9 protein-coding genes and 1 pseudogene are annotated in these 9,879 nt (G+C 33.7%); 5 read left to right on the plus strand and 5 right to left on the minus strand.

All coding sequences use genetic code 11. From position 1 onward, the window contains the following. The first annotated feature begins 11 nt into the window (after positions 1–11). Positions 12–635: an energy-coupling factor ABC transporter permease gene (locus ACKI2W_RS02500; protein WP_407378954.1), complete on the plus strand. Its 624-nt coding sequence runs from the start codon at positions 12–14 to the stop codon at positions 633–635. Between the two features lie 8 nt (positions 636–643). Further along, on the plus strand, positions 644–1,123 hold the full coding sequence (locus tag ACKI2W_RS02505; RefSeq protein ID WP_407378955.1) for a hypothetical protein: 480 nt from the start codon (positions 644–646) through the stop codon (positions 1,121–1,123). 17 nt (positions 1,124–1,140) lie between these two features. On the opposite strand, the gene ACKI2W_RS02510 is transcribed toward ACKI2W_RS02505, so the two are convergent. Continuing rightward, positions 1,141–1,725, minus strand: coding sequence for a flavodoxin family protein (locus tag ACKI2W_RS02510; RefSeq protein WP_407378956.1), 585 nt, complete (start codon positions 1,723–1,725; stop codon positions 1,141–1,143). Positions 1,726–1,859: 134 nt separating this feature from the next. On the opposite strand from ACKI2W_RS02510, the gene ACKI2W_RS02515 reads away from it, so the two are divergent. Beyond that, the gene (locus tag ACKI2W_RS02515; RefSeq protein WP_407378957.1) at positions 1,860–2,705 is read left to right on the plus strand and encodes a phosphoserine phosphatase; all 846 of its coding nucleotides are present in this window, start codon (positions 1,860–1,862) and stop codon (positions 2,703–2,705) included. Here the strand turns inward: ACKI2W_RS02515 and ACKI2W_RS02520 are convergent. The 3 genes and pseudogenes from ACKI2W_RS02520 to ACKI2W_RS02530 all read right to left on the minus strand — a co-directional run bounded on the left by ACKI2W_RS02520 (position 2,702) and on the right by ACKI2W_RS02530 (position 6,141). Then, positions 2,702–2,980: a zinc ribbon domain-containing protein gene (locus tag ACKI2W_RS02520; RefSeq protein ID WP_407378958.1), complete on the minus strand. Its 279-nt coding sequence runs from the start codon at positions 2,978–2,980 to the stop codon at positions 2,702–2,704. The genes ACKI2W_RS02515 and ACKI2W_RS02520 overlap by 4 nt on opposite strands. 44 nt (positions 2,981–3,024) lie before the next feature. After that, complete coding sequence (locus ACKI2W_RS02525; protein WP_407378962.1) at positions 3,025–4,251, minus strand: bifunctional 5,6,7,8-tetrahydromethanopterin hydro-lyase/3-hexulose-6-phosphate synthase; 1,227 nt, start codon at positions 4,249–4,251, stop codon at positions 3,025–3,027. A 66-nt stretch (positions 4,252–4,317) separates the two neighbouring features. Next, positions 4,318–6,141: pseudogene (locus ACKI2W_RS02530) on the minus strand (threonine--tRNA ligase). Between the two features lie 110 nt (positions 6,142–6,251). On the opposite strand from ACKI2W_RS02530, the gene cfbB reads away from it, so the two are divergent. After that, positions 6,252–7,595: a Ni-sirohydrochlorin a,c-diamide synthase gene (cfbB, locus tag ACKI2W_RS02535; protein ID WP_407378959.1), complete on the plus strand. Its 1,344-nt coding sequence runs from the start codon at positions 6,252–6,254 to the stop codon at positions 7,593–7,595. After that, on the plus strand, positions 7,571–8,626 hold the full coding sequence (locus tag ACKI2W_RS02540) for an oligosaccharide repeat unit polymerase family protein (protein ID WP_407378960.1): 1,056 nt from the start codon (positions 7,571–7,573) through the stop codon (positions 8,624–8,626). The genes cfbB and ACKI2W_RS02540 overlap by 25 nt, the downstream gene beginning before the upstream one ends. On the opposite strand, the gene ACKI2W_RS02545 is transcribed toward ACKI2W_RS02540, so the two are convergent. Beyond that, positions 8,623–9,822, minus strand: a complete 1,200-nt coding sequence (locus ACKI2W_RS02545) for an ATP-binding protein (protein WP_407378961.1) — start codon at positions 9,820–9,822, stop codon at positions 8,623–8,625. The two genes, ACKI2W_RS02540 and ACKI2W_RS02545, sit on opposite strands and share 4 nt — an antisense overlap. Between the last annotated feature and the right edge of the window lie 57 nt (positions 9,823–9,879).

Consider the following 9,879-nt stretch of genomic DNA (forward strand, 5'->3'; position numbering starts at 1 on the left):
AAGGTGATTGAATGCATTTACCCGATGGAATTGTACCCCTAAATCAGGCCATAATATATTGGGTCATTACATTGATTATAATGGCAATATTCTTTTATAAATTTTCAAATGATGAAAATAAGGAGAAAAGAATAATTTCAATAGCTATTTTCAGCGTATTTACGATAACGGTAACATCTTTATCTATTCCTTCACCATTAGGAGTGCCTATACACTTCTTTTTAATACCTTTGGTAGCTATTTTGCTTGGGCCGAATACATCAAACATTGTTTCATTCATAAGTCTATTGATGCAGTTCCTTCTGCTGAATATGGGAGGGATAACGATACTCGGAGCTAATTTCCTAGTAATGGGATTTATTCTATCCTTTGTAACCTACGGATTTTACAGAGTTTTAGAAGACCTCAATAAGAAGATGGCGATTTTTGCATCAACGATAATCGGAATTATTGCAGCCACATTCGGTCAAGTAGCAATACTGCTATTATCCGGAGCAATGAATTTTGATGTGCTTCTTGCAACATTAATTCCTTTCTATTTATTCATCGCAATAATAGAAGGATTTGCCAATACGATAATAATAAGTGCGATTGAAATGATGAAACCGGAAATAATGGAGATAAACAAAATTTAGGTGATCAAATGAAAAGAATATTAATATTGATTGTATTGCTGATAGGAATAACCGCAGTATCCGCCCATGGAGTTGATGTGACAGCCGATACTATGGTTATTGCAAACGAAACAAACGGACAACTAGTAAAAGACATAGCTGATGCAAACGGAATAAACATCAGCGTTTACAAATTCACGTCACAGGATGAAGTTGAACATATATTAGAACACAGCGTCAATAACACAAACAAAAGAATATTGATTGTCGCATATCAGGACAGCGGAAAGGAATTTTTAAACAATCATCAGGACCTGTCCAATAGAATACTGGTAGTGGATGATTTGAACAATGACACCATATTAGACGGATTAAACCAAATTATGAATGCCCCAACTGGAAACGCGCAAACAGAGAGCAACTTCGCTCTTCCTTTGGGAATAGGTATTGTAATCGGTTTGATAATAGGCTTGGGCATTGGTGTCCTGATAACAAAAAAGAGAAGTTAGTTTAGGTTTTTAAAAACCTAAATATATTTTTTTAAGAAGTTTTCAAATTCAAATAAAGTCCTATCCAAAGATTCCATCCCATATTCATCCTTTTTAATGTCATCCAAGCGGTCATTTGACCAGAAAGAAGCGCCCAAATTGGATCCGAAGGGCCCTCCGCTAACAGGGATTATGCCGTGAATCATGAAATAAGTGATATTTTTCAAATGAGCAAAATCCTGCCCGCCCGTCCTGTCACCGCCAACGGCAATGCTCATACCGATTTTGCCCCTAAGCAGATTATAGTCAATGGCTTCAAGAGCCCGAGTTCTGTCCATGATTGAAGCCAGATTACTGGAAATTCCTCCACTTTGAACGGGAGTTGCTAGAATTATGCCATCAGCATCCTGCAAATTTTTATAAATTTCAGCCATATCATCCTCAATGATGCATTTCTTGTTTTTCAAGCAGTAATCGCAGTGCATACAGGGTTTAACCGTTTTACCGGCACATGAGAACAATTCAGTGTCAAAACCATCATCGTTAAGTTTTTCCAATGCCTTTTTAATAACATAATCCGTTGTACTTATCCTGGGACTTGCGCAAATTCCAAAAACTTTCATAGTATCACATCATCCTTAAAATAATTATATTATTTTTACTAATTAATTATGTTCCAAATAATCACCGATTTAACAAAATATTTATATCAAACTAATATCATAAATCTAAATAATAGTAATTACTGGGGATATATATGAAAGTGGGACATGGTATTGTAAAAAAATATTCTAGAGAATATCATAGAACTCTAAAAACTGGAGAGAAAAAGAAATATACTACAGAACAGATTCAAATTACAGTTCCAAAAAATGAAGACATTTATTCTAATGAAGAAGAAGTCCTTATTATTCCCCAAAATGAAATTGAAACCTTCAATAATCTTGAAAATGAATTACATTCAATTAAAGTAGCTAATTATTTATATATGATGGAAGTGGAAAAATTGGAGCAAGCACTTAATAATGAAAATTCCTCTGAATATGAAAAAATCATTGAAGAACTCAAAGCAGAACTTCATGCAAAAGAAAATGAAATAATCACTTTGGAAAACATTACTAAAGAAACCAAACAAGAGTCATTAGCTATTTTAAAAGAAGAAAACGATAACATTAAAACAAAGCATTCAAGATTGATTGAAGAAAACGAAAATCTCAAAAACAAATACGTGAATATGAAAATAGAAAATGAAAATCTGAAAACAAAATATTCAAGTATTAAAGAAGAAAATAAAAACCTCAAAACCAAATGCTCCACACTAAAAGAGGAACATGCTGACATTAAAGACAGCTACGCTAAAGTCAGCGACAAATACGATCAGCTAAAACAGGAAAATCTCAATACCAAAACAAGCTATGCCGAAATGTTTGAAGAAAACGAAAGTCTTGAAAAAGATTACGACGAATTACGTCTAGATTACAATGATTTAGTTGATAAATACAATAGCTTAGAAGAAGAGTTATACATTTTAAAAACAACTAAAACCCGTGACGAATATATCGCCAATAGAGTTAAAGAATTTATTTTGAATAAAGAAATTTAAAACTGATAATCATCCTTAAATTCAGGATTCCACCTTTTAAGGCCGGGAATGAAAGTGGTTGTAATACCTGTCGCAGTAGTTTCTGGCAATCTTGGATTCTTTTCCATCATCTCTTTTGATTTGCGGACAATCATATCAGTTAAAGTTATGTCCGGTTCCGTATATTTACCGTCCTGGAAACAGTCTTTACAGAATTCAGGATTTAAACTACCGTCATCATTAGTACCGTAATCTTCCTTTACAATAGGCCTTCCGCAAGAATTACAAAAACCCATTTTAAAACCTCTTAAAAAAAATAGAAAATAAATTAGAAATTAATCTAATTTACTTGTTCGTCTTCATCCATTGCAAGTCTCATATTATCAGGGTCAGGTGGGAAGTGTGCTAAGAAGTCTTGAGCAGATCTTCTGACATCTCTTGAACCGATAATGTATCTTCCTGCAATAATTACATCAGCGCCTTTTTCGATAGCTTCTTCAACATTTTCCGGAGTGATTCCACCGGCCACTGCAATAAGGCCACCGCCAAGGATTTCTTTAATCTTTTTGATGTTACCCCATTCGGTCATTTCACTTACATCTTCACCTTTTTCAGCTTTGTAAGTTTCGAGGTCAACATTTCTGTGTAATAATACTATATCCGGTTTTAAATCATCAGGCAATTGTGATAATTTTTCTTCAAAGTCAGCTACGTTCATCATGTCCAAGATAGCGTAGATTCCCTGTTTTTGGGTTTCATGAATAGCTTTCTTGATTGATTCGATAGTACCGAGTCCGGAAATAGCTACTGCATCAGCTGTTGCATCAGCTGCCATTTTAATTTCTACACGTCCAACATCTAAAGTTTTTAAATCTGCAATAATAAATGCGGATGGACGAAGTGCTCTGATGTCTTCAACTACACCGACACCGAATTTTTTAACGAGCGGTGTACCTGCTTCAATAAGTACTCTTTCTTTATCAGGCAAGTCAGCCAGGATTTTAGCCATAGCTTCTTTGCTGTCCAAGTCAAGAGCAACTTGTAAGTAAGGTGGAGACCAAAGTTTCTGTACTCTGAATCCCATAATTGGGTGAGTTCCACGGTCTTTTTCTGCGAGAACTTTTTCAATTGAAGGATATCCTTCCATTGCTCTTCTAATAGCCAATTTGGTAGCTCCATAGTTATATTGATAGATTTTTCTGTAATCTTCTGCAGAAGGATCAATGAATACACTGACATTGATTACGATATCTTCAACAATGTCTTTTGGAATGTATCCGTCTTCTACTGCATCTGCCACTGCTCTAGCAACAGCGGTTTGTGCAGGTCCAAATATTTTACTAGCATCGTCTAAATCGCCAACAGTTACTTTAGGAATAATTAAAGTAGCTGGCTTAGTCATTAAGTTTGGTCTGATTACGCTGGTTAATGGAGTGTGTCCGACTGAAAGGTTAGATAATCCATTAGCGAAAGCTTGACCAACAGGACCGAATTTATCACCAATCAATAAATCAATGTGTGCTAATTCCGGGCCGTCTCCAATAAGAGCTTCTCCTATTCTATACATTGGGTCCATTAAATTTCCTCCGTTATATAATAACACTTTATAGTATATTTTTATTTGTAAATATAATTATTGGAAGTTAATCCTTTTTGAGATATCTTTTGGTAAAGGCAATCTTCTGAAAGGCATTCCTTTAGTTTTCTCTTTAATTGCAGCAATTAATTCATCCACATCCATATCGACTTTTTCGCCGGTTTCACGAACGGTTACCTTGAATTTACCGGATTCGACTTCATTATCTCCAATGACAAAGATGTATGGAATCCATTCTTTGGAAGCGTTTCTGATTTTCTTACCGACACTTTCATCACGGTCATCGATATCTACACGGATATTTGAAGCATTGAGTTTTTCATAAACTTCTTGCGCAAATTCCTCATGCGCTTCTCCAACTGTAATGATTCTTGCCTGAATTGGACTTAACCAGGTTGGTAACATTGGAGATTTTTGATTTATATCAATGGCTGTTTTTTCAAGCATTGCACATAAAACCCTTTCAATACTTCCTGTTGGGGAACAGTGCAGGATTGTAGGATTGTGCTGTTTGCCGTCTTCACCCAAGTATTCAATGTCGAATCTTTTACCGCTTTCAACATCGATTTGAACTGTAGGGTTTTCAATCGGACGGCCTAAAGCATCGATATTAGCCAGGTCGATTTTACATACCCAGTAGTGGTGTCTTTCAGGTAAGATTTCCAAAAGAATTGGTTTATTGAATTTGGATGCGATTTCATACATCCATTCTTCGTTTTCATCAAAGAAATCCTGGGTTGCTCTGAAAATCACTTCAAAATCAAGGTTCAAGTCACCGCCTGTTTTTAAACACATGTCGGTTTGAGCTGAAAACTCGTCCAAGGATGCCTGAACGTCAGCACAGAAGGAGTGGAAATCCGGCATTGTAAATGCCCTTAATCTTTTAAGACCAACAACTTCTCCTTTTTTCTCATATCTGAAACTGTAATGTGTCAATTCGAAAATCTTGGCAGGTAAATTTTTCCAGGTTAGGAATGAATCGCTCATTAATCTGAATGCACCGAAACAGGCTGCAAATCTTAACATTAATTTCCTTTTAGTGTCGGTTCTGTACTGTCTTTCACCGAACTTATAAGCGTGCTCGTAAATTGCCTGATTATCCAAATCATAGAAAATTGGAGTTTCAACAGGCATTGCTCCACGATCAACGACCAAATCATAAACATAATCATCCAATAAATCTCTGATCAATTTTCCTTTCGGATACCATCGGAGATTACCTACATCGGATGCAGGCTCATAATCACAGATTTCCTTTTCCCTCATTAATTTTACATGAGGAGGTTCGCCTTCATCAGATGCCCCTTGGCCTAATTCATAGTCAACAAGCTGTTTGAATGCTCTGTTTTCAAATTTGAAGTCTTCAATTTCAGTGATTTCATTTCCTTCAAGCATTTGCCATTTGGAAGGTTTTCATTCAATTTTTTCTTCTTCACTATCTGCAGTTATGGTTCTTGAAAGCTCACTTAACGGGTGACCTTTACAGGAAATTTCAAATGCCTTATACCAGCCGAAAGGTACTCTTACAACATTTAAATCTTCAGCTAAAAGAGCTTCTTCTGCATCTTTTAAAATCTCAACAGCAATTTTTGGTGAGCTTAATGAAGAAGATAAATGCGCGTATGGGTATAAAACAATATTTTCTGCTTTAACCTGATCATTAGTTTTTAAAACTTCTTTAACCAAGTTTTTAACAATTCCTTGTGGATTATCTTCGTCTTCTTTTTCAACAGCAGTAAATACAACTAAAGAATCATCAAAAGAGCCGTTATGTTTGGCTTCTTCGATTTCTTCGGCTACTGGTGTTTTCTTTTTAACATTATAATTTAAATAATCAGAATGAATTAATAGTATTCTCATTTGACCACCAATATATTATGATTTAATTTTTGGATTTAATATTATATAAAATGATTTAAAAAGAAATTTTCTACACAAAGATAATATATTATCAAAATAAATTATTATTCATGAGAGTAATTTTAGCAGGAACAGGCAGTGCAGTTGGAAAGACCACAATTGCAACTGGAATAATGAAAGCTTTATCCGAGAAATATAATGTACAGCCGTTTAAAGTAGGTCCAGATTATATAGACCCGTCATATCATACCCTAGCTACTGGAAATACTTCCAGAAATCTGGATTCGTTTTTTATGCATGACGGTCAGGTTAGAGATTCCTACAACAAAGCAATGGCGGATAAAGATATTGCAGTTATTGAAGGCGTCAGAGGATTATATGAAGGGATTGACTCAATCAATGATATTGGAAGTACCGCTTCAATTGCAAAATCCCTTAAAGCGCCGGTTATTCTAATAATCAACTCAAGAAGTCTTGTTAAAAGTGCTGCGGCACTGGTTTTAGGATTTAAAAGTCTTGACCCCGAAATTAACATTGCCGGAGTAATTCTCAATAAAGTAAAAAATAAAGCGCATTATGAAAAAACAAAACGTTCCATAGAAGAAATTACCGGTACAGAAGTTATAGGCGGCATAATACGTGACGACAATATTTCAATAGAGCAAAGACATTTAGGTCTCGTTCCTGCACGTGAGAGAGAAAACTCCCTGAAATTTATTGATATATGGTGCGAAACAATCAAAAATTCAATTGATTTGGACAGATTGGTTGAAATTGCTAAAACAGCACCTAAAATTAACTCTGATCTGGAACCGATTTGGAATAATTTAAACAGGCAAAATGTTAAGATTGGTGTTGCCTATGATGAAGTCTTTAATTTTTATTATAAGGAAAATATAGAATCCTTGGAAGCAAATGGTGCTAAAATAGAATATTTTTCACCATTAAGCGATGAAAACCTTCCCGACATTGGCGGATTATATATCGGTGGAGGATATCCTGAGCTATTTTCAAAAGAGCTATCAAATAATGAAAGCATGCTTAAAGATATCAAGGACTTCCACCTGGATGACCGTCCTATCTTTGCCGAATGTGGTGGTTTAATGTATCTTATGAAATCAATTCATGAAGATGCAGTAGTAAATGTATATCCCTACAAGTCAATTCTAACAGATCGTGTACAAGCACTGAAATATACTGTTGCTGAAGTCCAGAAGGACAATATCATATCCAAAAAAGGAGAAGTATTCCACGGACATGAATTCCACTACTCAAAAGTAATAGTTGACAAGCCAAAGCATGACTTTGCATTTAAGATAACCCGTGGAAAAGGATCATACGACTTCCAAGACGGATTTATGGAAAAAAATACATTGGCAAGTTATGTGCACACACATGTAGCTGCAATGCCTAACTTCGGAGGAAACCTATGTATTTCAGCAAGAGAAAAATAGACTTTTTTCATCCATACATTGTGCCAGTAGCAATTTTAATCTTTCTGGTTATGGGCTATATCGGATCATTCAATTACAGATTTGAAGACCCCCTGAATGCACAAACCATCTTAACGATTATCTTTGCGGCAGTATTGTTTACAGTAGCATCATTTATTGTTTCGAAAAAAGTTACAATAGAAAAAACCGCTGAAATAAACTTTATATCCGAAAAGATTTTGATAATATTTATCATATTGGCATTAGTTTTACAAAGCCTCAACATGGTATTGCTTGGAGGAATACCTTTATTTGATAGCGTTCTAAAAGCAAATGCGACAACTAATTTATGGAGAATTGCATATCCGTTATTCTTGATTTTAATTAATATATTAATTGCCAAATACTATAATCGCAAGTATTTGCTTTTAGTTTTGCTTGGAGCACTTGTTTTCGGACTTAACGGATACAGAACATCAGTGGTTGGAATTCTGGTCAGCGTATTCATCACAATGTATTATATTGGAAAAATTTCTCAAAAAATTGGAATTCTATTCGTTATAATAATTGCACTCGGAGGCCTTGCAGTGGGATATATTGCATCACAGTCCATTGCAACACAAACCTGGACCCTGAATCCCGTTGAATTGGTATTTTACAGAGCGGCATTTACACAGGAAGTATTAGAAAAAATAATTCCGCTTGCAGGAACTACAAACGGCCACATATTATCAATGATTTTCTCATCAGGAAGTCCAAGATCGTTTATAGGTAATTATGTTCTTCACTATGACGTATGTCTGACTTCAACAATGTTCGGACCTGTTCTGCTTGACTTTGGATACATCGGCCTTACAATCCAAATGCTATTTATGGGAGCATTTCTAAAGATTATCCATTCAATCGCTAAAAATAGAGTGGGAATTAGTATTTATTCAATAATATTAACGCATACATTAATATGGATTGAAACAGGCCCGACTGATATTATGATTTGGTTTTTATACCTTTTAGGTTTGATATTAATTTTAATAACGTTTAAAAAGCATTAAAAATCATTATCTAATTTTAAAAAGTCTATAATATTTAAATGAACAATTCCCTCATTTGAATAATTTTCATCATCATTAGTAATTAAGTATTTAGGATAATTATCTTTAATCAAAGTAAAAGGTTTGAATTCACGTTCACGAGTTAATGGATCTTTGACAGATTCACTAACTTGAATATATTTCTTCTTATTTGATTTATAGCAAACAAAATCAATTTCCAAATCATTGACTTTACCAATATTGACTGAATATCCTCTTCTAATTAATTCAAGAAAAACTACATTTTCTAATAATTGTCCCCAATCACGTTGTGATTCGTCATTGAATAAGTAGTAAAAACCAGGATCAACTACATAATATTTATCAGATATTAATAATTTTTTCTTAAGTTTGATATCTTCACGTTTTACCTGATATAATATGAAAGCATTAACAATATACTCTAAAAAATTAATTATAGTAGCAGGAGTAGTTTTACGCTCATTTTTAATATATTTCGAAATGGATGTAGCAGAAAATGTTTGACCAATATTTGAAATCATGAACTCCAACAATCTTTTCAACAAATCTAAATCTTTAATATTAGACCTGTACAGAATATCATTAAGAATTATTGTACTGTACAAATCATGTAACAGATTAATTTTTCCATCATTATCATAGCTTAAAAGACCTGGAAAACCACCATAACTTAAATATTCATTGAATAATTCTTTTTCAGAAATACCCTCATTTTTATAAAAATCTAATAATTCATTAAATGAAAAAGGATAAATATTCAAGGTAATATATCTTCCAGAAAGTAAAGTAGCAAGTTCCCCAGAGAGTAGAGTAGAATTAGATCCAGTTATATAAATATCACTATCAAAATCAACACGATATGAATTAATTGATTTTTCCCAATCTTTTACTTGCTGAATTTCATCAAATAACAAATAAATTTTTCCATTTATCTTACTTGTTTTTTCAAGAATTATTTCATCCAATTGAATATCATTTTTAATACGTCTATATTTTGAAGATTCAAAAGATATATAGATAATGTTCTCTTGAGGAATTCCATCTTTAATTAATTCATCAATTAATTGTTTTAAAAGAACAGTTTTACCACAACGTCTTATTCCACAAATAACTTTGATTTCATCAGTATTGCGATATTTTCGCAACATATTCAAATAGAAATTTCTTTTAATCATTCAAATCACAACATAGTTTACTAATATTATATATTTAAAACATGGTATTTAAAAGTA

The sequence above is a fragment of the Methanobrevibacter sp. genome, from assembly GCF_045603845.1.
Taxonomy (GTDB): Archaea; Methanobacteriota; Methanobacteria; order Methanobacteriales; family Methanobacteriaceae; genus Methanocatella.

Excerpts from the sequence above, each read along its gene's own strand:
- ACKI2W_RS02500 (WP_407378954.1), top strand. The coding sequence starts at position 12 with ATGCATTTACCCGATGGAATTGTACCCCTAAATCAGGCCATAATATAT.
- ACKI2W_RS02505 (WP_407378955.1), top strand. The coding sequence starts at position 644 with ATGAAAAGAATATTAATATTGATTGTATTGCTGATAGGAATAACCGCA.
- ACKI2W_RS02510 (WP_407378956.1), bottom strand. The coding sequence starts at position 1,725 with ATGAAAGTTTTTGGAATTTGCGCAAGTCCCAGGATAAGTACAACGGAT.
- ACKI2W_RS02515 (WP_407378957.1), top strand. The coding sequence starts at position 1,860 with ATGAAAGTGGGACATGGTATTGTAAAAAAATATTCTAGAGAATATCAT.
- ACKI2W_RS02520 (WP_407378958.1), bottom strand. The coding sequence starts at position 2,980 with ATGGGTTTTTGTAATTCTTGCGGAAGGCCTATTGTAAAGGAAGATTAC.
- ACKI2W_RS02525 (WP_407378962.1), bottom strand. The coding sequence starts at position 4,251 with ATGTATAGAATAGGAGAAGCTCTTATTGGAGACGGCCCGGAATTAGCA.
- cfbB (WP_407378959.1), top strand. The coding sequence starts at position 6,252 with ATGAGAGTAATTTTAGCAGGAACAGGCAGTGCAGTTGGAAAGACCACA.
- ACKI2W_RS02540 (WP_407378960.1), top strand. The coding sequence starts at position 7,571 with ATGTATTTCAGCAAGAGAAAAATAGACTTTTTTCATCCATACATTGTG.
- ACKI2W_RS02545 (WP_407378961.1), bottom strand. The coding sequence starts at position 9,822 with ATGATTAAAAGAAATTTCTATTTGAATATGTTGCGAAAATATCGCAAT.